A 25,191-nucleotide genomic window follows, 5' to 3' on the forward strand; every position below is an offset into this window, starting at 1 on the left:
CGTGCCAATCTCGTGCGGCGACGATAACTCTATATTTTCGTTTAGGAATCTAGTGTAACCGCCGAATCCGCAGTATCCGGCGCAACAACCTTCTGCTCACGAAATGAGCTTTTGTCGTCAATATTCGCCAATTATTGTATACGATCATGTGAATTTTTGAGCACAGGCACCACGCGCCTTTTGGCGAGAAGCCAGTCCGTTTTTCCTCCACCCGCCATCACGGTCGCGCATGGACGTCGGAACGTGACGCTTTCATGGAGAAACTGAAAAACAGCTGAGAACGTCTGTTACCAAACTGACAAGACAGCTCCCTAAACAGTGCGACCTAAGCACCGAACGGGAGCGACACGGCTTCCGGACGACATGCGCAATGACCATGGTCGGAGGCCCGAATTCCGTGAAGATCATCCAGATCAGCGATACGCATCTCAGCCCGTCGAAATCGCATTTCACCGACAACTGGGAGCCTGTCTTCCGATGGATCGAGGCGACGGCGCCAGATCTGGTGATCCATACCGGCGACCTGACGATCGACGGAGCCGATCACCTCGAAGACATCACTTTTGCTGTGGAACTGATGGCGCAGCTTTCCGCACCAGTGCTGATGGTGCCGGGCAACCATGACGTCGGGCATCTGCCGGGCTCAGGCCAGCCGGTCGATCCCGTCCGTCTTGCCCGCTGGAGAGCCCACGCGGGCCCGGACTATTGGTCCTCCGACCGTGGTGATTGGCGTTTCATCGGCCTGAACAGTCAGCTCTTTGGCTTCGATGACGAGGAGGACGAACGGCAGTTCGGCTGGCTCGAAGAGCAATTGCAGACCGCGGGGGATTGCCCGGTCGCGATCTTCGCGCATAAACCGCTTTTCGTCGATGATCCGGGCGAGGGCGACACCGGCTACTGGAGCGTGCGGCCGCGTCAACGCCAGCGGCTCTTCGACCTGATGGCCGGCCGCAATGTCGCGCTTCACGCCAGCGGCCACCTTCACTGGGCCTGGACCGGCGAGCATGACGGGACATCCCTCGTATGGGCTCCGCCGACATCCTTTATCGTCGATACCCTTGAGCGCGAGATGCCCGGTGAACGGCTGGTGGGCGCGGTTGTGCATCGTTTCGAGGGCCGCCAGGTTTCGAGCGAGATCGTCGCCGTGCCTGGGCTGACGACGCATATCCTCGATCACGTGATCGAAGAGGTCTATCCGCGCGCCGCAAAGGCGCTCGTGGAGGCGGTTCGATGAGCGTGCTTTCGCTTCGAGGTATCGCCAAATCCTATGGTGGAAACACCATCCTGAAGAACATTGCCTTCGAGGCGGAAGCGGGTGAGTTTATTGCGCTTGTCGGGCCATCCGGATGCGGCAAGAGCACGCTTCTGCGGATTGTGGCGGGATTGGATCACGCCGATCATGGCAATATCGCCATTGCCGGTCGCGACGTGTCGCGGGTGCGGGCCGCCGATCGCAACATTGCTATGGTCTTTCAATCCTACGCGCTCTACCCGCATTTGACCGCGGGTCAGAACATTGCCGTTCCGCTCGCCATGCGGTGGCTGACCGCGATGCAGCGTCTGCCTTTCATTGGAAATCTGTTGCCGGGTCAGCGGCAGATCCGCGCCGACATAGCGCGTCAGGTCAACGAGATGGCGTCGTCGCTGAAAATAGATCACCTGCTGACCCGCAAGCCCGGGCAGATGTCGGGTGGTCAGCGGCAACGCGTGGCGCTGGCGCGGGCCATGGTCCGGCGGCCGAGTTTGTTCCTGATGGACGAACCGCTCTCCAATCTTGACGCGAACCTGCGCGTTCACGCGCGCGGCGAAATCGTCGATCTGCATCGCCGCGCCGGCGTGCCGACGCTCTACGTCACGCATGATCAGTCGGAAGCCTTGTCGATGGCCGACCGTGTAGCGGTGATGATCGGTGGCCACCTCTTACAACTGGCCGACCCCAGGGAGATCTACGACAACCCGGCTCATATCGAGGTTGCGCGCTTTCTCGGCCAGCCGAAGATCAACGTGCTTGAGACCCGCATGGATGCCTCTGGTGTCGTCCGTTTCGGCGGACTGGTCCTGGCCGGCGAACGCCGCGCCGGAGAGACGCCGGTCATGGTCGCGTTCCGGCCGGAATTCGCCCGGCTCCGCACCGACGAAGGCGGCATGCTGCGTGCTCGCGTCGAACGCCTGGAGTTCTTGGGCTCGGAGGTCATCGTCCATGCCCGTCTCGACGCGATCGGCGAGACGATTACCAGTAAATCGACACCTTCCGAGGCGGCGGCACTGTCGGCTGGAAGACCGGTGGGGCTCGATGTCGTGCCTGATCGCGTGATGCTTTTCGGCCAAGGCGGCGAGCGCATGGCGGCACGACCGATCGAAGTTGCCGCCAGTCTGGAGACGGCCAATGTCTAGCGTCGCGACCGTGGATCATACTGCCGTCGAGCCGGCCGCACGCGAGGCGCGCATCGCCTGGCTGCTGGCACTGCCGGCAATCGTGCTCCTGTTCTTGTTCATCCTGCTGCCGACGCTGGCAGTTATCGTCCTCGGCTTCACCGATTTCGAGCTCGGCTATGCCGGCTTCCGGTTTGTCGGCTTTGAGAACTATGCCGAGCTTGCCGGTGATCGTACCTTCCGCCGGTCGCTCTGGAATACCGCCGTCTACACGGTCATTGTCGCTCCGGTATCGATCGTGCTGGCGCTGGCGATCGCCATGCTGATCGAAGCCGAGACCCGCGGCAGGGCATTCTTCCGCACCGTCTATTTCCTGCCAGTGGCCTCCTTGCTCGTCGCCATGGCCACCGTCTGGCAGTTCCTGTTTCATCCGACGATCGGCCCGGTGAACGCCTTTCTCGCCTATTTCGGTATCGCCGGCCCGAACTGGCTCGGCGCCTCTGGAACGGTTCTCTATGGCCTTGCCATCATCGGCGTCTGGCAATCGGTCGGCTTCAACATGGTCTTGTTTCTGGCCGGCCTTACGGCGATCCCCCGCGAGCTTTATGCGGCAGCGGAGGTCGATGGTGCCAAGTCATGGTTCGATCGCGTTCGCCTCGTTACCTGGCCGATGCTCGGACCGACGACGCTCTTCGTCACCACGATCAGCATCATCAATTCTGTCAAGGTGTTCGAGACGGTGAAGACCCTGACCGAAGGCGGCCCGAACAAGGCGTCGGAAGTGCTGCTCTTCACCATCTACCAGGAGGGCTTCGTCTATCTCCGGGTCGGTTACGCCTCGGCGATGACGGTCGTGTTCCTGGCCATCCTCGTCGCCTTGATGTTCCTGCAATACCGCGTCCTCGACCGGAAGGTGCACTACGCATGATCACGACCTCGCTTTCCCTGGGGCGCATCATGCGGCTCGCCGTCCTTTCGCTCGGGGCGCTCATTTTTTTCGCTCCCTACATTTTCATGATCTCAACCGCCGGCAAGGCGCAGAGCGAGATCTTCTCGTCGTCGCTATCGCTTATTCCGCAGCAATGGTCCTACATCGAGAATTTCTCGAAGGCCCTTTCGCGGGTCTCGATGTGGACGCTGCTCATGAACGGGGTCATCGTCTGCGCTCTCATTTTCGTCGTGCAGGTGGTCGTCGCCATTCCGTGCGCCTATGCCATGGCCAAGCTGAAGTTCCGGGCGGCGCGCACGATGATGGTGCTCGTCATGATCGGTCTGTTGGTGCCGATCCACGCGACGGCACTGCCGCTCTATGTCGCCTTCGACCGGCTGTCGGTGCTCAACAGCTATCTGGCGCTCGTCGCTCCGTTCTCTATATCGGTGTTCGCGATCTTCCTGTTCCTGCAGTTCTTCCGCGCCATCCCGGACGATCTCATCCAGGCGGCACGCCTCGACGGCATGTCGGAAGGCGGCATCGTCGCTCGGGTGGTCGTGCCCAATGCCTGGCCGGCGATTACCGCCTTTGCGATCTTTTCGGTCGTTGCCCATTGGAACGATCTGTTCTGGCCGCTGATCGTCGTGACCAACCAGGATTACGCTACGCCGCCGCTCGGACTTCTCTACTTCCGAGCGGCCGAAGCAGGCGACGACTACGGCGCGCTGATGGCGGCCACTCTGATCATCACCCTTCCTCTCATCACCGCCTTCCTGCTTGCACAGAAGCGTTTTGTCGAGGGCATCACCATGACCGGGCTTAAAGGCTGACCGGTCCAACCAGGAGTACGTCATGCAGCAGTTCAAGCAGCTTTTCGCGGCCGCCGCGATCTCAATGACCTTCACCGTTGCGGCTCATGCCGAAACGGTGCTGACTATGCACTATCCGATGCCAGGCTTCTTCAAGGACGTGATGGACACGATTTCGAAGAAGTTCATGGAGGAAAACCCCGACGTCAAGATTACCTTCGCCAATCCGTCGGCGACCTATGAAGAAGGCATTCAGACGATCATGCGCCAGGCCGGCACGGCTGAGATGCCTGACCTGACGTTCATCGGGCTGAATCGCCTGCGCATGGTCAATGAGCGCGACATTCCAGTCGACCTGGGCCCGTTCCTCGCCAAGGACGGCAACATGGCCGAGCAGGGCTTTTCGGACAACATCCTGAAGCTCGCCCAGGTCGGCGGCAAACAGGTCGGTCTCGCTTTCGCGACCTCCAATCCGATCATGTACTACAACGCCGACCTCGTTCGCAAAGCTGGCGGCAACCCGGACAGCCCGCCCAAGACATGGGACGAAGTGATCGCGCTCGGGGGCAAGATCAAGGCGCTCGGCGACGGCAACGAAGGCATCGACTTCCGTTGGCAGGGCGACGACTGGATGTTCTCCGCACTTCTTTTCGGCGCCGGCGGTCACATGCTCAACGAAGACGAAAGCAAGGTTGCATTCAACGGCACGGAGGGCGAGAAGGCGATCGCGGTGCTTGATCGTATGGTCAAGGAAGGTGGCCTTCCGGTTTTGACCAAACAGGCCGGCGAACAGGCGTTCGTTGCCGGCAAGGTCGGTTTTGCCTTCCAGACCACGGGCGCCCTTCGCAACACCATCAAGAATGTCGGTAGCAAGTTCGACCTGCGCACCGCGCACATCCCGCTGATCGATCCGGAAAACGGCACGCTGCCGACGGGCGGCAACGCGGTGGTCATCCTCACCCGCGACGCCGAGAAGCAGGCGGCGGCCTGGAAGTTTGCGAAGTTCGCCGCTGGCCCCTATGGCGCATCGGTGGTGGTGCCCGGCACCGGTTACGTGCCGAACAATGAACTGGCCGCAGCGTCGCCCGAATATCTCGCCAACTTCTACAAGGAGAACTCGCTGTTTCGTGCAGGCCTCGAGCAGATGCCGCGGATGATGCCATGGTATGCCTTTCCTGGTACCAACGGAGTGAAGGTGACGCAGTCGATCGTCGAGAACCTCTCGCGTGTCGTCGAGCAGACTGCGACGCCGCAGGAGGCGCTCGAGGATGCAGCGGCCGAAGTGGAAGGGCTGCTTCCGCGCAGCTAAGCGGCGCCAATCGGCCCACTTGGTCGTTGAAACCGAGACCATCCCGCGAGATTTTGCGGGGTGGTGATCTCAGTTTCGCCTAGCGCAATTGCTGCACCGTCTCACCGACGTAAAGTCGATGGCCGAGGCGCAGATGGCGGGACTGCGAGGCGTTCTCGGCGATATCAAGCAACATGGCTGCGGCGGCCACCCCCATGTCGCCGTCCGGCATGGTCATCGTCGTCAGCGATGGGCTCATCAGGCGGCCGATGGCGATGCCGTCGAAGCCGGCCACGGAAACGTCGCCCGGCACCGAAAGGCCCTCGCGCCTGAGGGCGCTGATGACGCCCAGCGCCAGCAGATCGTTGGAGGCGATGATCGCTGTTGGCCGATGCCGTTCGATCGCGGTGGTGAGTTCGAGGTGCTCATAGCCGTCAACGAACCGGATTTCCACGCTTTCCAGCGGCGCGAGGCCTGTCTCTTTCATTGCCGCCCTGTAACCCTCGTAGCGCAGCCGCGCTCGATCAGAGGAGGCGAAATGGCCGGAGACGTAAAGGATTCGGGCGTGTCCACTTTGCAGGACATGCCGTGTGATCTCTCGGCCCGCACGATGATTGTCGACTGTGACTGCAGCGGCAAAACGCGGGACCGGCAGATTGTTGAGCAACACTGTTGGCGGAAGGGCCGCTGATAGCACCTCACTCGTCTGTGCATTGCACAGTGTAAGAATGAGGCCGGTCGGCCTTTGTTCGAGCAAGGCGCTTACTGCCTTTGCCTCCAGCGACGGATCGTAGTTTGATTGGGCGATCAATACTCCGTGGCCGGCCGCATGCATGCGGTGCTGGATGCCAGCGAGCGATGCGGCAAACACCGGGTTGGTCACGCTTGGGACGAGCACGCCGACCACGGGACTGCTGCGGCTCGTCCCTCGAGCGGTCGATGTCGCCGGTCGGTAGCCAAGCTCGGCTGCGGCGCGACGGACCCGGCGGACCATCTCGTCGCTTGCCGGGCCTTCGCCGTTGAGGACGCGTGACACGGTTGCCAACGAGCAGCCGGCCTGAAAGGCGATTTGCTGAAGGGTTGCCATTTGCCGGTGTCTAGCGAACATCCGTGACAGGAAATTGAACCGATTGCGCCACCCACTGCAGAACTGGCATGAATTATTATTCATGCCATGAATTATATTGACAGAAGCCTTGGTCGTCGTTTTAATCACCACAGTCGGAAGTCGAGGAGGAGTTCCGGCAAACTCACACATCAGCGGTCATTTCTGACGGCACGATTGGTTTTTGGGAGGGGCTTTGGCCTCGAGGAGGACGCTTGCGCACTTTTTTGAGCTCGACCGCACTGGCGGTCATTGCAACGACGTTTCTGGCTGGCCCTGCCAGCGCGGAGACGGCCAACCCGTTTCGCTGCGAACCCGGCGAAAAATACGTCATGAACGTCATGGTTTCGGGCGTCGAATACTGGTTCCCGGTCTATGAAATGTTCAAGCAGGCCGGCCAGCAGTTCGGCTGCGAGACCGAATATACCGGCACCCCGGAATATGACGTCAACAAGCAGATCGCCACTTTCGATCAGGCGCTGGCGCAGAACCCGGCCGGTATCCTTGTTCATCCGATGAACTCGGATCCGTTCATCGAGCCGATCAACCGGGCGATCGACCAGGGCACCGCGGTCGTCACCTTCGCCGCCGACTCGCCGCTCTCCAAGCGCATTTCGTTCATCACCTCGGACAATACCCGCGAAGGCGTTTATGCCGCCGATGCGATCGCCGAGAAGATGGGCGGCAAGGGCGAATATGCCGTTCTGGAAAACCCCGGCCAGGACAACCACGACAAGCGCATCGCCGCTTTCGTCGGCCGCATGGCTGAAAAGTGGCCCGACATGAAACTCGTCGGCCGCGCCGCTTCGAACCAGGATCCGAACAAGGCCTATCAGGGCCTGATGAGCCTGATCCAGGCCAACCCGAACCTTGGCGCGGTCTTCATGCCCGAAGCCAACTCGGCGATCGGTGCCGCACAGGCCAGCAAGGAAAGCGGCGGCAAGGTTCTCGTCATGTGCGCCGACGTCAACGCCAACATCCTCGACATGATCAAGGCCGGCGAAGTGTTCGGCTCGATCAACCCGAACCAGGGCATGCAGGGCTATATGGGTTTCATGTTGCTGTGGCTGGCCAAGCACCCAGACCTCATCGACCCGATGAACGACGCCAAGCGTTCCGGCTTCAACCCGATGAGCATTCCCTTCGTCGACAACGGTCTCTCCATCGTCACCGCCGCCAATGCGGATGACTTTTACTGGGACAAGTACCTGAAGCGCCGCGGCACCAAGGGCATTGACGAGTAAGGGGCTTTTGACATGGCTATCCGGATGTCCGGATAGCCGGTCAAACGATTGAGAGTGGAGAAGGCGATGATATCGCAGCCGGTCCTTCAGGTCCGCAACGTCACCAAGCACTTCGGGGCTGTGAAGGCGCTGACCAATGTGGATTTCAACCTCGAAAAGGGCGAGATCCATGCACTTTGCGGCGAGAACGGCGCCGGCAAATCCACGCTCATGAACATCATCGCCGGCGTGCTGCAGCCGAACGAGGGCGAAATCCTCGTCGACGGCACGCCGACGAAGATCTTATCGCCGGCCGCAGCTCAGTCGCTCGGTATCGGTCTTGTCCACCAGGAGATCGCGCTCTGCCCGGACGCGACGGTGGCGGAAAACATGTTCATGGCCGCGACAAACCGGCGGCGCTCGCCGCTGATGAACTACGCGTCGCTTGCCCGCGATGCGCAAGCCGTGATGAACCGGCTGGCGCCGATCGACGTGCGCCGCAAGGTCGCCGACCTTACCATTTCCAGCCAGCAGCTGGTCGAGATCGCCAAGGCGCTGACGCTCGATTGCCGGGTGCTGATCCTCGACGAGCCGACGGCGGCGCTGACGGAGGCCGAAGCGCAAGCGCTTTTCGGCATCATCCGCGACCTGAAGGCCGCAGGCATTTCCATCATCTATATCAGCCATCGCATGGCCGAAATCTTCAGCCTGTGCGACCGGGTCACCGTTTTTCGCGACGGCCGCCACGTCTCGACGGAGCACATTGCCGATGTGACGCCCGATGATGTCGTTCGCCGCATGGTCGGCCGCGAGATCACGCAGCTCTATCCGCCGAAGCAGGCACAAGGCGAACAGTCCGGCGAGGTCATCCTGTCGGTTCGGGGTCTCAGCGACGGCGAACGCATTCATGATGTCGCCTTCGACCTGCGCAAAGGAGAAATTCTGGGGATAGGCGGGCTGATCGGCTCCGGCCGCACCGAGATCGCCGAGGCGATCTGCGGGTTGCGCCGGAAGGTTCGCGGCGACGTGCTGCTGCACGGCAAGAAGCAGACGATCGGCAACTACAGAAACGCGGTCGACGCCGGCATCGTCTACCTCTCGGAGGATCGCAAGGGCTCCGGCGTGTTCGTCGACATGTCGATCGCTCAGAACATTTCGGTGCTGGATCTGAAGACGCTGACCGGGCCGCTCGGCTTGATGAACGCGAAGGCGGAAGCGGACCTCGCCCGCGATTTCACCCGGCGGCTCGGCGTGCGCATGGGCGGTATCGCCATGCCGGTATCGTCGCTCTCGGGCGGCAACCAGCAGAAGGTGGCCATCGCCAAGCAGCTCGCGGTGCGGCCGAAGGTCATTCTCATGGACGAACCGACGCGCGGCATCGACGTCGGCGCCAAATCGGAAATTCACCGCCTGTTGCGCGATCTCGCGTGCTCGGGCATCGGCATCGTCGTCATCTCGTCGGAACTGCCTGAACTTCTGGGGCTGTGCGACCGGGTGCTGGTTGTGCGCGAGGGCGGCATTGCCGGCGAACTCGGCGAGGCCGAGATGACGGAGGAGGCGGTGATCCGCCTTGCCTCCGGGGTCGGGCAGCACGGCGAACCACAGAAAATCAAGGCGGCCGAGCATGTTGCCTGAAACAAGCAGACGGAATGGGGAGGCGGAAATGGCAGTCGATACGGTGGTTGCAACGCAGGTTCAGGTTCCGGCCTGGCGACGGATCGGCACAATGCGCGAGGCTGGGCTGATCGCCATCATTCTTGCGCTCGGCATCGTCATGAGCTTTGCCTCGCCACACTTTCTCACCTTCGGCAACATGCGCGCGATGCTGATGAGCTTCTCGGTCGAAGGCATCGTCGTTGTCGGCATGACGATCCTCTTGATCGTCGGCGGTATCGATCTCGCAGTCGGCTCGGTCGTCTGCTTCGCCATGGTGCTCGCGGGGTCGCTGTTCCTCGCCGGGGTCGATCCATGGACGGCCTCGCTCTTCGGGATCCTCGCTAGCAGCCTCATCGGCGCCATAATGGGCTTCTTCGTCACCGTGGTCGGGCTCAACCATTTCATCACGTCGCTTGCGGCAATGGTGATCGTGCGCGGGCTTTGCCTGGTCATCACCAAGGGCACACCGCTGTCGCTGTTCACCATGCCGGCATCGTTCAAAGCCGTCGGCCAAGGCACCTTCCATGGCGTGCCTTATGTCATCCTGATCTTCGTCGCCGTCGTGATCCTGTTCGACTTCCTGCTGCGCCGGGCGACCGCATTTCGCAAGGTGTTCTACACCGGCAGCAACGAGAAGGCGGCGCTCTATTCCGGCATCAAGACCAAGCAGGTGAAGTTCTGGGTGACAGTGCTCTGCTCAACACTCGCCGGTGTCGCCGGCGTCATCTACATGTCGCGCTTCGGCGCTGCCACGCCCACCTTCGGCGTCGGCATGGAGCTCAACATCATCGCGGCTGCGGTGATCGGCGGGGCGTCGCTGAATGGCGGCTCGGGCACGATCCTCGGCGCCATCCTCGGCATCGCCCTGTTGTCGGTGGTCACCAGTTCGCTGATCCTGCTCGACGTCTCGGTCTATTGGCAGGATATGATCAAGGGCTGCATTCTGCTTGCCGCCGTCTCCATCGATCATTTCCTGCACAAGCGGAAGGCCATCTGAACATGCCGATCGCCAAGCCCAATCAGAACCTCATTTCCAGTGCACGCGAGGAACTCGTCGTTGCCCGGCAGATGCATCAGGCACTGGTGCTGCACTTCCTCGAAGGCCTGACGCAGTCGCAGATTGCCGATCGCCTCGGCATCTCGCAGCCGACGGTCAACCGCCTGATCAAGCGCGGACGCCAGCTCGGCCTGGTCGAAATCAAGATCAAGTCTCCCGTCGAGCCGCTGGTCGACATGGAGGAGCAATTGCTGGCGCTTGGCGGCATCAGCCGTGCCGTCGTCGTTCCGACCGTGTCGGACAACCAGCAGACGGCGCTGCAGGCGGTGGGCGAGGCTGCCGCCCGGCTGCTGATGGAAGAGATTGCCGACGGCGACACCATCTGCATCACCGGCGGCAAGGGCGTCAGCGCCGTCGTTGCCGGTCTGCACCCGTCACGGCGCCTGGATGTCGAGGTGATCCCGGCGACCGGCTGCGTGCAGGGCAAGCACTACACCGACGTCAACCACGTCTCGACCCTCCTGGCGGATCGGCTCGGCGGCAGGTCCTATCAGATCCATGCGCCGCTCTTTGCCGACAGTGCCGCGGAGCGCGCCATGCTGATCAACATGCGCTCGGTGGCCGACGTGTTCAAGCGCGCCAGGGAAGCCAAGGTCGCGATCGTCGGCATCGGCTCGATCCTTTCCGACGATTCGAGCTACTACGACCTGCACCCGTCTTCGAGCACCGATCGTGACGCGATCAAACGCTCCGGCGCAAGCTGCGAACTGCTTGCGCACCTGCTCGACGACCAGGGACGGGTCTGCGACTACAGCCTCAACCGCTCGCTCGTCTCGCTGACGCTCGACGAGTTCGCGTCGATCCCGACCAAGATCGGGGTGGCGAGCGGGCCGAACAAGGCCGGCCCCATTCTCAGCGTCCTGCGCGGCAGGCATCTCGATACACTCGTGACCGACGAGGCGACCGGCGAGCGCATCCTTGCCATGGCAAGCGAAAAGGGACTTTCGGCATGAGCAATGAACAGTTGACGCGCGAGATCGGCCGCACCGGTGTCAAGGCATCCGCCGTCGGGCTCGGCACCTGGGCGATCGGCGGCTGGATGTGGGGCGGAACGGACGAAGGCTCGTCGATCGCCGCGATCCAGGCCTCGCTCGATGCCGGCGTGACCCTGATCGATACGGCTCCCGCCTATGGTCTCGGGCGTTCGGAGGAAATCGTCGGCAAGGCGTTGGCCGGCCGCCGCGACAAGGCGGTGATCGCAACCAAATGCGGCCTCGTCTGGCATACGACGAAGGGGCGTCATTTCTTCGACCAGGACGGAAAGCCTGTTCATCGCTACCTCGGTCGCGACGCCATCGTTCACGAGGTCGAAGAGAGCCTGAAACGGCTCAGGACGGACTATATCGACCTCTACATCACCCATTGGCAGGACCCGACCACGCCGATCGAGGAGACGGTGCGGGCGCTGGAAGACCTGAAGAATGCCGGCAAGATCCGCGCGATAGGCGCCAGCAACGTCGACCGGTCCGAGCTGGAAGCCTATATCGCCACCGGCCGCCTCGACGCGATCCAGGAGCGTTTCAGCATGATCGATCGCGAGATCGAGGCGGAACTGTTGCCGCTGACGACTGCCAACGGTGTCGCCACGCTCAGCTATTCCTCGCTTGCCCTGGGCCTCTTGTCCGGTACCGTCGGCCCGGACCGGGTGTTTGCCGGAGACGATCAGCGCCGCGACAACCCGCGCTTCTCCGTCGGTAACCGTGAGAAGGCGACGGCCTTTGCCGAGGCGATACGGCCCATCGCCGAAAAGCATGCGGCCAGCATAGCCCAGACGGTCATTGCATGGACGCTTGCCCAGCCCGGCGTGACCTTTGCGTTGTGCGGCGCGCGCAATCCGGCGCAGGCGCTCGACAACGCCCGTGCAGGCACAATCCGGCTCGACGGCCAGGACCTCGCGGCGATCGATGAAGCGATAGCGGCGAAGCTCGCTCACATGGATAGGTAACGGACGCCATCATGAACCGAGAAGAGATTTTTGACGGGCTCCGCCAGAGCCCGAAGGTGGACGTCTGCGTCCTCGGCGGCGGCATCAACGGCCTCAGCGTGTTTCGCGAGCTGGCGCTGCAGGGCGTCAATGTCGTGCTCGTCGAGAAACACGATTTCTGTTCCGGCGCCAGCGCCGCGCTGTCGCGCATGGTTCATGGCGGATTGCGCTATCTCGAAAACGGCGAATTCAGCCTGGTGCGGGAATCGCTTGTCGAGCGCGACCGGCTCCTTCGCAACGCGCCGCACTATGTCGGTCCACTACCGACGACGGTTCCCGTGTTCGACGTGTTCTCCGGCATCGCCAACGGCGCGGTCCGGTTCCTTGGCTTGAGCCGGCGGCCGAGCCGCCGTGGCGCCGTCGTCATCAAGGCAGGGCTTGCGATCTACGATTTCCTGACGCGCAAGCGCGCCATTATGCCCCGCCACGAGTTTCGCGGTCGGCGCGCGACGCTTGGCCGATGGCCGGCGCTCAATCCCGCGATCAAGAATTCCGCGACCTATTATGACGCCTGGGTCAGTCAGCCCGAACGTCTCGGCATCGAACTGCTTGAGGACGGGCTGTCGTCTGGTACCCATGCGCGCGCTGTCAACTATGCCGAGCTGAAGCTGGTAGCTCCGGGGCGCTATGCCGTCAGAGACAATATCGCCGGCACGGAGGTCTTGATCGAGCCGACCGTGATCATCAACGCCACCGGCGGCTGGATCGACATCGCTAATCAGAGCCTGTTTTCCGAACCGGCCCGGCCGGCACCGTTGATGGGCGGCACCAAAGGGTCGCATCTGATCATCGACAACGACGATCTGACCCGCGCGCTCGATGGACACATGATCTACTACGAGAATGAGGACGGGCGCATCTGCATCCTGTTTCCCTATCTCGGCAAGGTTCTGGTCGGCTCCACCGACATTCGCGTCGACGATCCGGAAACCGTGCGCTGCGAGACGGCGGAACGGGACTACATCCTGCAGTCGCTCGCTTTCGTCCTGCCGACGATCAAGGTTCGTCCCGATGAGATCGCCTTCCAGTTTTCCGGGGTCCGGCCGCTGCCGGCGAGCAAGGACAGTTTTACCGGCCGCATCCCGCGCGATCACTATTGTACCTTCGTCGAGACCGCCGATGCCGGGCCGCCGGTCTTATGCATGATCGGTGGCAAATGGACGACCTTCCGCTCCTTCGGAGAGCTGGCTGCCGATCTTGTGCTCGAACGACTGGATCAGCCTCGCCGCGTGGCCACGGCCGATCGGGCGATTGGTGGCGGCCGGGATTTTCCCGCCGACCGGGAAGCCTGGATTGCGCGGGTCGCCTCGGCGGCGGCCCTTGCGCCGACGCGCGTCGCCACGCTCTTTGAGCGCTATGGCACGGATGCCGAGCGCATCGCCGCCTTCGTCGCTGCCGCGCCCGACGCTCCGCTTCCGCATCCTGATTATTCGACCCGCGAAATCCAGTTCCTGATCCGCAGCGAGAAGGTCGAACAACTCGACGACCTCTTGCTTCGGCGCACGACCCTGGCGATCACCGGCGAGCTTTCGCTCGAAATGACGGACGCCGTGCTCGCATTGCTCGCGGCCGAAAAGCACTGGCCAGTGGCCCGCCAGGCGCTTGAACGCGCCCGTTTTCTCACCCTTCTCCTCGAACGCCATGGCGTCGATGAAGACATGCTTTCCGCACGGAACGAACAAAGGAGTGCATTATGCGAAACAACCGCAAGGTCCGGATGAACCGTCTTTTTGGCGCAGGACGCTGCCTGGACGTGGCCATCGACCATGGCGTCTGCAACGAACCGTCGTTCCTCGACGGTCTTGAGAACATGGAATCCGTAGTGAGGGCCCTGGTCGACGCCAGGCCCGATGCGATCCAGATGAACTATGGCCAGGCCGATCTGCTCCAGGACCTTCCGGGCAAGGACAAGCCGGCTCTGGTCATGCGTATCGACATGGGCAACCCGTATAATCGCATCCGCCACCGCGACATGTGGGCTGTGCTGCAGAACGAGGCCGAACCGCTGGTCGGCGCTTTGGAGATGGATGCCGCCTGCGTGGTCGTCAATCTGTTCATGCTGCCCGACGAACCGGACCTCTTTCGCCAGTGCGTCACGAACATTTCGCGCGTCCGTGCCGATTGCGAAAAATACGGCATGCCGCTGATGATCGAGCCACTGGTCATGCAGCCGGTCACCGAGCGCGGCGGCTACATGGTCGATGGCGATGCGGAAAAAATCGTCACGTTGACGCGGCTCGCCCGTGAGATGGGCGCCGATATCGTCAAGGCCGACCCGACGACAAATGCCGAGGATTTCCACCGCGTGGTCGAGGCAGCCCGCTGCCCGGTTCTGGTGCGCGGCGGCGGCAAGGAGGACCTGCGTGCCGTGTTCGACAAGTCTGCGGCCTTGATGCGGCAGGGCGCTGTGGGCATGGTCTATGGGCGCAATATCTACCAGCATGCAAACCCGAGCGCCGTCGTTCGCGGTTTGATGGCCATCGTGCACGATGACGCCGATGGCGCAGCCGCCTTCGCCCTGTATCAGCAAGGCTGAGAAAGACGATCCGAACCTTGGGAGGGGTTCTTCAATGGCAGACTATCTTTTAGGACTCGACGCCGGAAACACTGTCATCAAGGCGGTGATTTTCGACCTTGAGGGCAACGAGATCGCGGCGGCTGCGCAGGAGGGGCACAGCCGGGTTCCGCGGCCCGGGTATGTCGAGCGGGGGCTCGAAGAGCTGTGGACCCATGCCCGGGCAGTCATCCGCCAATGCGTCGAACGTGCCGGCATCCGTGCCGAAGAGATCGTGGCGATCGGTTGCGCCGGTCACGGCAACGGCCTTTATGCTCTCGACCAGGGCGGTGAGCCGCTTCTCGGCATCCAGTCGCTCGACACGCGTGCCGCCGGGCTAGTGGAAGAATGGAAGGCGCAGGGTGTCGGCGACCGCACCTATGCCATCGGCCGGCAACGGCCCTGGCCGTCGCAGACGCCGACCTTGCTTGCCTGGCTCAAGCGTTTCCAGCCCGAGACCTATGCCAGGATCGGCACGGTGTTTCTGTGCAAGGATTTCATCGTCAACCGACTGACCGGCAAGCGGGTCAGCGACGTCTCGGATATGACCGGCTGCGGCCTCCTTAATGTCGTCAACCGCCGCTACGACCGCGATCTGATGGCGGCCTTCGATCTCGGCGAGGCAACCGGCCTCTTGCCTGACCTCGCCGAAAGTGCGGATGTGGTCGGCACGGTCACGCCGGAGGCGGCAGCACAAACCGGTCTTGCTGCGGGCACGCCGGTGGTCGGCGGTCTCTTCGATGTCGTCGCCTCGGCAATCGGCTCGGGCGTCACGCGCACCGGCGCTGCCTCGATCATCGCCGGAACCTGGAGCATCAACCAGGTGATTATCGATGGCCCTGACCTTTCGGGCCCGGTGTTCATGTCCTCCACCTTCGATCGCGGCCGCTACATGGCAATCGAATCGAGCGCGACGTCGGCGGCCAATCTCGAATGGCTGGTGCGCGAGTTCTTTGCTGACAGCGGCATCGACGACGGCCGATCGCCGTTTGACGTCTGCTGCTCGTTTGCATCCGATATCGAACCGGCCGCGAATGACCCGATCTATCATCCCTTCCTCTATGGCGCGCAGCAGGACGGTAACGCCCGCGCCGGGTTCTATGGCGTCGCCGGCTGGCACACGAAGGGTCACCTGGTTCGCGCGGTTCTCGAAGGTGTCGCCTTCGGCCACCGCCAGCACATCGCCACGATGCGGGCGGCGGGCGCGACCTTCGACGAGGCGGTGCTTTCAGGCGGCGGATCGCGCAGCCTGATCTGGCCGCAGATCTTTGCCGATGTGCTCGGGGTTCCGGTGTCGGTCGCCCGTTCGCGCGAAACCGGCGCGCTCGGCGCCGCGATTGCCGCGGGCACGGGGGCAGGGATCTTTGCCGATTTCTCGGAAGGTGCGGCAGCCATGGTGAGGACGGAACGCCACTACCGCCCGAACGCGGCGATAGCGCGCCACTACACGCGACGGTACGAGCTTTATCGGGACATCGCCGACGCAATGGCGCCGATCTGGCGGCGGCTTTCGAATGCCGAAGCCGAGGTTTCGGAGGCGGCAGCTTAGAGATTTTCAGGAAAAGTGCGACGCGGTTTTCCGTCAGGAAATGCGTAAAAACAAGGAGATAGAGCGTTTCTGACTCCACTTAGACCGGAAACGCTCTAGACGCGGGCCAGCGAAAGAGTGAAGCCGAGGGCCGGGACCGGCCTTCGGCTTGATCGTTCCACGTCGAACCGAGCGCCGCTGACCCAGGGAGGATCGGGTGACGGCGCTGCGTCGCGTGGGAACCATCAGAACCGCATGTTCACGCCGGCCTTGATGACGTGGCTGTTGATGTCCTTCTCGCTCGACCCAAAGGCCGTGTTGGTGCGGACGTCGGGCGTGGTGATGTAGTTGTATTCGATCTTCGCCGAGAGACCGCCGGCGAAAGCCTGCTCGACGCCGGCGCCCACCAGATAACCGCCCTTGAAGCCGACATCGTTCTGGACGCCGCCGCCCTTCTTGTAGTTGGTCATGGCATAACCGGCCGTGCCGTAGACGAGTGTCTGGTCGAACGAGAGGCCGGCCTTCGCCTTGATCGCGCCGCGCCATTTTTCCTTGAGTTTGCCGCCGCTGACCTTGTGTTCGGTGTCGCCGAGATAGGAGCCTTCGATTTCGGCACCGACGATGCCGGGACCGACCTGCATGTTGTAGCCGGCCTGTGCGCCGAAGACGACGCCGTTGCGGTCGGAAAACGGATTGGGACTACCGGTAAAGCCGAGACCGCCATGGGCGCCGACATAGGCACCGCTCCAATTGAAGGCAGGCGGGTCCTGGTAGGACGAAGCCGGTTCCGGCGAATAGGGGTCGGCGGCCAGTGCCTGTTGCACACCGGCTGTGGCCAAAAAGGTGATGCCGAGCCAGAGGGGAAGTTTGTGACGTTGCCGCATGGCGTTGCTCCGTGGATTGGACTAGGCGCCGGTCGCGGCGCATTTATCTTCTCTCTTCGCTTCGCGCCGGCTGGCACGATTATCGACGCTGGAAGATGTGCGCATTTGTGCGCCGCACGGATTGCATCAACATTGCAAATATCGACTAAATCGCTGATTTTGTTATTAATAACCTGTTAGTCTCTATGGCGAAGATGCGGCAGTCAATCGCCCAAAGTCTTTCACGCGACCGGCAGGGTCATGCGGAAACAGGCGCCACCGGTCGGCGCACAGACCACCGATATGTGGCCCTTGTGACGGTTGACGATCTCGCTGACGAGATGCAGCCCAAGGCCAGCACCGTGGTCACGCGGTTGCAACCGGTGAAACGGCTCGAAGATCCGCTCCCGTTCGCTTTCGGGAATGCCAGGCCCCTCGTCGCTGACCTCGATGATACCGCCACGCTCGACGTGAATGGAGATCAGGCCGCCGGCATGCTCGATTGCGTTGCGCACCAGATTGGTGACGGCACGCTCCAGCGCGCCAGCGTCTCCCCGCGCGCTAACCTGATCGGGCCCATGGGTAAAAGAGATGTCGCAATCGGCCGACAGTGCGAGAGGGGCGAGGTCGGCGGCGACGTCGCGGCAGAGCGAAACCAGGTCGAGGGGTGCGAAATGCGCGCCGTCGCGGTCGATGCGCTCGAGGTCGAGCAGCTGTTCGGCAAGGCCGGCAATACGGGCGGCATCAACAAGAAGACGGGCGCGCAACGGCCCGATGTCCATGCCCTCCAGCCGGGTCTGCAGGATCGCGACCGGGGTCCTCAACTCGTGGGCTGCATCCAAAATGAAGCGCTGGCGGCGCTCGTAACCTTCGTCCAAGCGCTGCAGCGCACCGTTGACGGCTTCGACCAGCGGGCGCACCTCGCCCGGCACGCGGCCATCGGGCAGACGGGCGCCCCGGCGGTCGACGTCGATGCTTTTGGCGTGGTCGGCGACCTCGGCGAGGCTGGAAAAGGCACGGCGCACGATGATCGGAATGGCGAAGGCGGGAATGAGCACGAGGATGAGCACGATCGGCAGCAGCAGCAGGTTCGTCAGGAAAAACACCGCGAACGAGGCGCTCCACAGGCGTCCGCCGCCGGTCAGAACCGTGTAAGTGCCGTTCTCGGTCTCGATCGCGCGAACGATCGCCGAGAGCAGGTAGGGTTCCAGTCCGTCGCGGATGTCGGCGAAGGCGACGCGGTCGAGATGCTCGCCGATGCCGCGATAGGCATCGGGGACCGGCCCGCTTTGGATCGTGTCGCCGCGCTCGTTGCGCACGACGAACCAGAAGCCCGGCGTTTCGGCGAGCAGGGCCTGAAGCTGCGGCGTGTTTTTCAGCCTCAGTTTCTGGTCGGGGGTCACCTCGACGGCACTGGCGGCAATCGACGCCGAACTGGCATCAAGGATCATGCCGCCGAGATCGGCCCGGATCAAAAGCGCCATGAAGCCTGCAATGACGGCAACGAGCAGCAGCACCTGAAATGTGAGGATGTGCCAGATGAGCCGCTTCTTCAGCGAGTGGTTGGGGTTGTCGCTCATGACATCGGTCTCAGCAGGTAGCCGACCCCACGAATGCCGTGGATCTCCACGCCGGAGCCGGACTCCAGCAATTTCCTGCGCAGTCTCGAAACATGGGCGTCGAGCGAGTTGGACTGGATTTCGTCGTCGTACCCGTAGACGGATTCCTCCAGCGTCGAGCGTTGCACGGTGCGCCCCTGCCGTCGCGCCAGCGCTTCGAGCACAAGCAGTTCCCGGCGGGGAAGCTCGAGCACGCGGCCGTCGATCCGCGCTTCCCGAGCGCCGAAATCGAAGACAAGATTGCCGATGCGTGCGGTCATCGGTGCGATATCGGGTGCCCGGCGCATCAGCGCGCGTAGTCTTGCCAACAATTCCTCGACCGCGAAGGGTTTGGCGAGATAATCGTCGGCCCCCATGTCCAGCCCCTTGATCCGCTCGTCGACGGCGCCACGCGCCGTCAGCACGATCACCGGGATGCCCGACTTCAGCGCGCGAACACGGGGAATGAGCGTCAACCCGTCTCCGTCAGGCAATTGCCGGTCGAGAATGATCGCGTCATGGACCCGGTTGGCCATCGCGGCGATGGCGTGATCGAGCGACGGCGCATGGTCGAGGATCATGTCGTAGCGGCCAAGGGCAACGCCGAGCGCGGCAGCCATCTCAGGCTCGTCCTCTACAAGGAGTAGGCGCATGTCTCGATTCTCCAACGTGTCTGTGCGGTAGGCGCACATTTGCTTGAGCACCATTGCCGCAAAGTTGCGGTTGGTTCGCGCTCTGACTGCATCATTTACAGGCTGGCGCGCAATGCGGCCGCAACGCTGCGCCGGCAGCCTTTACGGTATCCGGCGGCTCCAAGTGATATGAGAGGCAAGTATTGCGCGTCTTGGCGAAAGGGCGTTCATGCAGGGATTATCACGGAGGCGATCGTCATCGGCGCATCGAGGAAGCAGAGCGAGTGCCTGCCGTATGGCCGCACCGAACAGCACGCGCGCTGCGCAGTTCGCTACCGCACGTATGAACCGCGCAGTAGCTCATTCACCGGGCATGGCGGCGGCGATACGCATGCCGGTGAAACGGGCAGATGTGACGGCCCCGAAAGCCCATCACATCCTTGAAAGATTTGTCGGGCGTCAGCCTAGGCAACTGCCATCATCGACTGGAACGCCTCGTAGGCGGCCAGAACCGTCTCCCGTTGCGCGCCATGGCCGGCAACGAAGGCGTCGCCATAGATGGTTTCGTCGGGATATTCCGTGATCAGCGTCAGCGGCGCCTTGTGGCGATCGTCGACGGAGATCATGCAGGGGAAGCCGTTGATGATGCGGAAGCCGGTTTCGCCCGCATGGGTTTCGTAAAGCGCGATCTGCTGATCATTGTAGGCGAGAAGACCGGGCACAGTGGCGAGTCGAGCCGTCACCGCTTCGATCAGCTGTTCGGCACGCGCTTCCCAATCGGCGTGGTGGCGCATGATCAGGAAGAAGCCCTTCGGCAGCGTCCACATGGCAAAGCCGCGCGGCACATAGCCGGACAGCGGCCGTGTCCACTCGTGCGATGGGTAGCCGTGCAGGTTGACATGAAGCTCGGCGCCCGACAGGGCTTCGGCCTCGTTGCGGATCGCCCGCTCGTTGAGGGCAGCGCCGGCACGATATTCAAGATCGTCGCCAAGTGCAGTGTAGCGGGCGGCGTGATGCATGTGCAGCGGGTTGTCGGCACGCAACCGATGGTGAACGGCATAACCGTCGGGGTTTTCGAGCGGAGATATCGTGAAGTGCGTGCCGGGGAGAGTGGCCAGCGTCTGAGCCGCGCGCAATGCGCCGACGATGCCGGTGGTCTCGTTGGGGTGCTGGCCGCCGCTGATCATCACGGCAGCATCGGTGCCCTTGTGATAGCGCGCCTTGACCGGGCGTCCCGCCCGCGAATGCGCCTGGAAGGGTTGGCCTTCGATCTTTTCCAGTTCGGCATGGATCTGCGCAACCGCGAGCGGTGCCTGAGCCGTGTCGAGAGGTTGGATTTCGCCGTCGGCGTCCGTCGTGGCGAGCAGCCGTGTTTCGACACGGACCGTGGGTTTGCCATCGGCAAAGACGATTTCGGGGACGATCTGGCCGGGTTTCAGGCCACGGTCGCCCAACGGGCGGCCCGACTTCTTCTGGAAGACTTCGAGCAGCGAGAAATAGAAGTCCTCATGCATCGCTTCGCGCAGGCTGACGACCTCTTCGCCGACCGGCAGCTGCAGATCGTTGATCGGCAACGTCGCACGGATGTTGAGTTCGTCGAAATAGGGTTCGCTGTCGCCCCAGCCGTGCTCGGCGATTGCACGCATGGCGCCTGCAAACAGCCGCTCATAGTCAGTTTCGAGGTGGCATTCCCGCCGCTTGCTGCTGCTGTCGTCGAGACGGACCCAGCCGGTCGGAGACAGGAGTGTTTCGCCGATGAAATCGGTGTGCTGGCGGTTGGGCGCAAACACCGTATGGGCTTCCGTGCGTCCGTCGGCAAAGGTCAGCGCGACGTCGTAGGTCAGTGCCGTATCGCTGCCGCCGACAAAGACGATCTCGGCGTCGCCGACGAGCGCTGTCAGCGGATAGGCTTCGAGCAGGAAGCGGTTCGCCGGGCAGTTTTCAGCCTGGGGGTAACGGATATCGACGCGCTTCAGCGCCTTGCGATCGATCTCCTCGAGAAAGAAGTGCAAGAGCGGCTTGTAGGCGCTCCTGAGCTTTGCCTCGACGCCGAAGGCGCCAAGCTTCTGCTCGGCCGCCCTGCGGCTTTCGCGATCATCGAAGAGCCATGCCTCCAGCCGGGTGCCGCGTGCAGCCTCCTTGCCATAGGTAGCGAGCATGGTGTCGAGCGTGCGCTCGAACGTCCCTTCGAAAATTGTGGTCATCGTGAAGTTCTGCCTGTTGGGTCGAGACTGTCGCGCAGCCAGTCGCCGAGAAGGTTGAGGCCAAGGACGGTAAGAAGGATTGCAAGCCCCGGGAAGACGCTGACCCACCAGGCGTTCTGCAGGTAGGTGCGGCCGTCGGCGAGCATGCCGCCCCAGCTCGGGATCAGCGGGTCGACGCCGAGGCCGAGGAAGGTCAGGCTGCTTTCGAGAAGGATGTTGTTGGCAACGTTGAGCGTCATCAACACGATGACCGGCCCGATCAGGTTCGGCAGCAGATGCTGGAACAGGATCTTCACATCGCGAACGCCGATGGCGCGGGCCGACTGGATGAACTCCCGTTCGCGCAGCGACAGCACCGAGCCGCGCACGAGACGGGCATATTGCACCCATTGCGAGATGATCAGTAGCACGATCGTGTTGGTCAGCCCGCCGCCGACGATGGCGATGAAGGTGATGGCGAGCAGGATGAAGGGCAGCGCCAGCTGCACGTCGGCAAATCGCATGACGACCATGTCCCAGAAGCCGCGATAGTAGCCGGAGACGAGGCCCATCACCACGCCGATTACGACGGCACCGGCTACCGAGGTGAAGCCGACGAGCAGGGAAATCTTGCCGCCGGCAACGACGCGAGCAAGCACGTCACGGCCGAGCGGGTCGGTGCCGAGCGGATGTGCCCAGTTGACGAAGGGCGGCGTCAGCCGCGCCATCAGATCGATTTTGTCGGCGCCGCCCGGAAAGAGCACGCCTGACAAGAGAACAGCGAGGCACATGCCGCCGGCAAGCAGCGCGCCGAGGATGAATTCGAGGTTGCGGAAACGGGCGAAACGGGTGTTTGCGGCCTTGGTGGTCATCGGCTCACTCCGTCCGGATGCGCGGGTCGACGAGGCCATAGGCGATGTCGACGATGAGGTTGACGCCGACGATCATCAGCGAGAGCACGGTGATGACGGCCTGCAGCACGGGATAGTCGCGGGCGCCGACGGCGTCGAAGGCGAGGGTGCCCATGCCCGGCCAGTTGAACACGCGCTCCACGACGACGATGCCGCCGAGAAGACCGCCGAACTGGAGGCCGAAATAGGTGATGAGCGGGATGGCACAGTTACGCAGCGCATGCTTGTAGAGCACCTTGCTTTCGCTGAGGCCCTTGGCGCGGGCCACCATGATGTATTGCGACTGCAGGGTTTCGAGCATCGCCGTGCGCACCAGGCGGACATTGGTTGCCGTCAGGATGATGCCCATGGTGACAGCCGGCATGATGAAGCTCGCAAACCCGTCCATGCCGCTCGGCGGCAGCCATTTGAGCGTGATCGAAAACAACAGCACCAGCATGATCGCCAGCCAGAAGTTCGGGAAGGACAGGCCAACGAGCGAGAGGATGCGGATCGCCTGATCAGCCCATTTGCCGCGGGCGACAGCCGCCTTGATGCCGAGCGGGATCGAAATGATGATCGAAACGATGAGTGACGCGAAGGCCAGCATCATCGTTGCCGGCAGGGCGGCGGCAATCAGCTGCGAGACCGGGGTGCCGCCCATGAACGAGCGGCCGAAATCCAATGTGAACAGGCCTTTGATGAAGGCAAAATACTGCGTCATGAAGGGTTGGTTGAGGCCGAGCGCCTCGCGGATGCGCGAGAGGTCTTCCTCGGTGACGCTACCCGCACCTTGGGCGAGCATCAGTGCCGGGTCGCCCGTCAGGCGGATGGCAAAGGAGACGATGAGCGTTACGACGAAAACAACGAACACCGCCTGCAGAACACGTTTGATCAAAAATCCGGCCAACTTACCCGCCCTTCATGAAGACGACCCGCCGCTCGCTGTTGGGAAGCGGCGGATCTGATTGTTACTCGACCGTGACGTCCGTCAGCCGCAGGCGGCTGTCGGGAACAGGCGTGAAGTTCTTGACGCGCTTGCTCACGCCGAAGATGGCGTTGAGGTTGTAGAGCGGCATTTCCAGCGCACGGTCGGCGGCGTAGTTGGCGATCTGCTTGAGGATTTCCTCGCGCTTGGGCTGATCGGTGATCGAGCGCTGGGATTCGAGCAGCTTGTCGAGTTCGGCGTCGCTGTCGTACGGGTTCCACTTTTCACCCGAGTGGTACATCGAGTAGGCCGTGTTGTCGTAATCGAGCGTCCAGCCGCCCCAGGCCTGCTGGAACATCGCGCCCGTCTTGCCGGCCGGGATGATGTCGTTCAACAGAACGTTGGTTTCGTAAGGCTTGATCGTCGCGTTGATGCCGACGAGCTGCAGGTAGCTGGCGACGGCCTGAACAACTTCGTTGAAGGTTGCGTCGTTGCCGCGCACGTCGATCTGGACGGAAGCACCCGGCGCGACGCCCGCTTCCTTCAACAGCGCCTTCGCCTGCTCCGGATCGTATGGCAACGGCTTCATGCTTGGGTCGAAGCCGAACGACAGTTCGCCCTGGAAGCTGGCGATCGGAGCGGCCTGGCCGCCGAGGATCGACTGGATGATGGTGTCGCGGTCGACGCCGAGGATCAGCGCCTTGCGGACCTTCGGATCCTTGGTGATGCCGTCGCGGGTGTTGAAACGCAGCGCATAGACGGTCGGGCCGGGGGTCGAGACGAGTTCGAGCTTGTCGTCACCCTCGATCGTCGGGATCATGCCGATCGGGATGGTCGGCGGGATGACGAGATCGACGCGGCCGGCCTGCAATTCGGCAACGGCGGTTGCCGGCTCGGCGATGAAGCGGAAGTCGAGGTTGGAAAGCTTCGGTGCGCCGCCCCAATGATCGGCGAAGGCTTCGAGCTTGATCGCCACCTTCGGCTCATAGGAGACGAATTTGAATGGGCCGGTACCGACAGGATGGGTGTTGAAATAGTCCTCACCCTTTTCCTGGATGTATTTCGGCGGCACGATCATCGCGCCGTAGCCGGCGAGCTTGGTCAGTAGAACAGGATCCGGTGACTTCAGGTGGAGATCGACGGTCTTCTCGTCGACGATCTCGACACGCTCGATGACCGCATAGTTGGATTTCTGTGGCCCCTTGGAGCCTTCTTCGCCGAGCAGGCGATCGAAGGTGTATTTCACGGCTTCGGCGTTGAAAGGCTCGCCATTGTGGAACTTGACGCCTTCGCGCAGCGTGAAGCGCAGGCGCTTGCCGCCGTCGAGCTCTTCCCAGGCGGTTGCAAGGCCTGGAACCAGCTTGCGGTCAGGGCCGCGATAGGTCAGGCCGTCGAAAATGTTGGTGGAGACAGATGCCCAGTTGACGAGGAAGGTGTCGACCGGATCCCAGCTGCCCGGATCCTGTGGCGACGAAACCGTCAATGTGCCGGCGGCAAAGGCCGGCGCGGCCGTCAGAAAGCTGCCAGTCAGCGCAAGCGCGATGAAGGCGGCGTGGATCCCCTTTTTGTTGATCATTTTTTACTCACTC

The 25,191-nt window shown here is 62.5% G+C and carries 21 protein-coding genes; 13 read left to right on the plus strand and 8 right to left on the minus strand.

All coding sequences use genetic code 11. The features are described 5' to 3' along the window. The first annotated feature begins 397 nt into the window (after window positions 1-397). Genes C6558_RS14410 through C6558_RS14430 form a run of 5 tightly spaced genes read left to right on the plus strand, consistent with a single transcriptional unit; the run spans window position 398 to window position 5,422 of the window. Window positions 398-1,234 (plus strand): metallophosphoesterase, encoded by an 837-nt coding sequence (locus C6558_RS14410; protein ID WP_057219289.1) that lies wholly within the window; start codon window positions 398-400, stop codon window positions 1,232-1,234. Further along, entirely contained in the window at window positions 1,231-2,394 is a 1,164-nt protein-coding gene (locus C6558_RS14415) for an ABC transporter ATP-binding protein (protein WP_107027443.1), read from the plus strand. The genes C6558_RS14410 and C6558_RS14415 overlap by 4 nt, the downstream gene beginning before the upstream one ends. Continuing rightward, window positions 2,387-3,301: a carbohydrate ABC transporter permease gene (locus C6558_RS14420; RefSeq protein ID WP_057219204.1), complete on the plus strand. Its 915-nt coding sequence runs from the start codon at window positions 2,387-2,389 to the stop codon at window positions 3,299-3,301. Before C6558_RS14415 ends, C6558_RS14420 begins: the two co-directional genes overlap by 8 nt. After that, a complete protein-coding gene (locus tag C6558_RS14425) occupies window positions 3,298-4,134 on the plus strand; it encodes a carbohydrate ABC transporter permease (RefSeq protein ID WP_057219202.1) in 837 nt (278 codons plus the stop codon). The genes C6558_RS14420 and C6558_RS14425 overlap by 4 nt, the downstream gene beginning before the upstream one ends. Window positions 4,135-4,156: 22 nt before the next feature. Next, entirely contained in the window at window positions 4,157-5,422 is a 1,266-nt protein-coding gene (locus tag C6558_RS14430; RefSeq protein WP_107027444.1) for an ABC transporter substrate-binding protein, read from the plus strand. Between the two features lie 79 nt (window positions 5,423-5,501). Here the strand turns inward: C6558_RS14430 and C6558_RS14435 are convergent, their stop codons facing one another. After that, window positions 5,502-6,488 carry a LacI family DNA-binding transcriptional regulator gene (locus C6558_RS14435; protein WP_107027445.1) on the minus strand — a complete coding sequence of 329 codons (987 nt, stop codon included), beginning with the start codon at window positions 6,486-6,488 and terminating at the stop codon, window positions 5,502-5,504. Between the two features lie 233 nt (window positions 6,489-6,721). Here C6558_RS14435 and C6558_RS14440 point away from each other — a divergent pair, with 233 nt between their 5' ends. The 8 genes from C6558_RS14440 (at window position 6,722) to C6558_RS14475 (ending at window position 16,529) form a co-directional block, all read left to right on the plus strand. Further along, window positions 6,722-7,750, plus strand: a complete 1,029-nt coding sequence (locus tag C6558_RS14440; protein ID WP_025429301.1) for a substrate-binding domain-containing protein — start codon at window positions 6,722-6,724, stop codon at window positions 7,748-7,750. Window positions 7,751-7,816: 66 nt separating this feature from the next. Beyond that, window positions 7,817-9,364, plus strand: a complete 1,548-nt coding sequence (locus tag C6558_RS14445; protein WP_107027446.1) for a sugar ABC transporter ATP-binding protein — start codon at window positions 7,817-7,819, stop codon at window positions 9,362-9,364. Between the two features lie 28 nt (window positions 9,365-9,392). Further along, on the plus strand, window positions 9,393-10,382 hold the full coding sequence (locus C6558_RS14450; RefSeq protein WP_025429299.1) for an ABC transporter permease: 990 nt from the start codon (window positions 9,393-9,395) through the stop codon (window positions 10,380-10,382). Between the two features lie 2 nt (window positions 10,383-10,384). Beyond that, window positions 10,385-11,395, plus strand: coding sequence for a sugar-binding transcriptional regulator (locus tag C6558_RS14455; protein ID WP_057209872.1), 1,011 nt, complete (start codon window positions 10,385-10,387; stop codon window positions 11,393-11,395). Next, window positions 11,392-12,387: an aldo/keto reductase gene (locus tag C6558_RS14460; RefSeq protein WP_107027447.1), complete on the plus strand. Its 996-nt coding sequence runs from the start codon at window positions 11,392-11,394 to the stop codon at window positions 12,385-12,387. Before C6558_RS14455 ends, C6558_RS14460 begins: the two co-directional genes overlap by 4 nt. Window positions 12,388-12,398: 11 nt before the next feature. Continuing rightward, on the plus strand, window positions 12,399-14,147 hold the full coding sequence (locus C6558_RS14465) for a glycerol-3-phosphate dehydrogenase/oxidase (protein WP_107027448.1): 1,749 nt from the start codon (window positions 12,399-12,401) through the stop codon (window positions 14,145-14,147). Further along, complete coding sequence (locus C6558_RS14470; RefSeq protein WP_025429295.1) at window positions 14,120-14,962, plus strand: class I fructose-bisphosphate aldolase; 843 nt, start codon at window positions 14,120-14,122, stop codon at window positions 14,960-14,962. Before C6558_RS14465 ends, C6558_RS14470 begins: the two co-directional genes overlap by 28 nt. Window positions 14,963-14,996: 34 nt before the next feature. Further along, window positions 14,997-16,529 (plus strand): FGGY-family carbohydrate kinase, encoded by a 1,533-nt coding sequence (locus tag C6558_RS14475; protein WP_107027449.1) that lies wholly within the window; start codon window positions 14,997-14,999, stop codon window positions 16,527-16,529. A 224-nt stretch (window positions 16,530-16,753) separates the two neighbouring features. Here the strand turns inward: C6558_RS14475 and C6558_RS14480 are convergent, their stop codons facing one another. From C6558_RS14480 to C6558_RS14510, 7 genes are all read right to left on the minus strand, one after another. Further along, a complete protein-coding gene (locus C6558_RS14480) occupies window positions 16,754-17,392 on the minus strand; it encodes an outer membrane protein (RefSeq protein WP_025429293.1) in 639 nt (212 codons plus the stop codon). 221 nt (window positions 17,393-17,613) lie between these two features. Beyond that, window positions 17,614-18,951 carry a HAMP domain-containing sensor histidine kinase gene (locus C6558_RS14485; RefSeq protein ID WP_025429292.1) on the minus strand — a complete coding sequence of 446 codons (1,338 nt, stop codon included), beginning with the start codon at window positions 18,949-18,951 and terminating at the stop codon, window positions 17,614-17,616. After that, entirely contained in the window at window positions 18,948-19,622 is a 675-nt protein-coding gene (locus tag C6558_RS14490; protein ID WP_025429291.1) for a response regulator transcription factor, read from the minus strand. The genes C6558_RS14485 and C6558_RS14490 overlap by 4 nt, the downstream gene beginning before the upstream one ends. A 443-nt stretch (window positions 19,623-20,065) precedes the next feature. Beyond that, window positions 20,066-21,805 carry a M14 family metallopeptidase gene (locus C6558_RS14495; RefSeq protein WP_107027450.1) on the minus strand — a complete coding sequence of 580 codons (1,740 nt, stop codon included), beginning with the start codon at window positions 21,803-21,805 and terminating at the stop codon, window positions 20,066-20,068. Next, window positions 21,802-22,656 carry an ABC transporter permease gene (locus tag C6558_RS14500; RefSeq protein WP_057219179.1) on the minus strand — a complete coding sequence of 285 codons (855 nt, stop codon included), beginning with the start codon at window positions 22,654-22,656 and terminating at the stop codon, window positions 21,802-21,804. The genes C6558_RS14495 and C6558_RS14500 overlap by 4 nt, the downstream gene beginning before the upstream one ends. Before the next feature lie 4 nt (window positions 22,657-22,660). Continuing rightward, on the minus strand, window positions 22,661-23,584 hold the full coding sequence (locus C6558_RS14505; protein WP_025429288.1) for an ABC transporter permease: 924 nt from the start codon (window positions 23,582-23,584) through the stop codon (window positions 22,661-22,663). Between the two features lie 61 nt (window positions 23,585-23,645). After that, entirely contained in the window at window positions 23,646-25,178 is a 1,533-nt protein-coding gene (locus C6558_RS14510) for an ABC transporter substrate-binding protein (protein ID WP_057209860.1), read from the minus strand. Between the last annotated feature and the right edge of the window lie 13 nt (window positions 25,179-25,191).

Origin of the sequence: Ensifer sp. NM-2, from assembly GCF_003024455.1 — a bacterium.
In the GTDB taxonomy this organism is placed as follows: Bacteria; Pseudomonadota; Alphaproteobacteria; order Rhizobiales; family Rhizobiaceae; genus Ensifer; species Ensifer canadensis.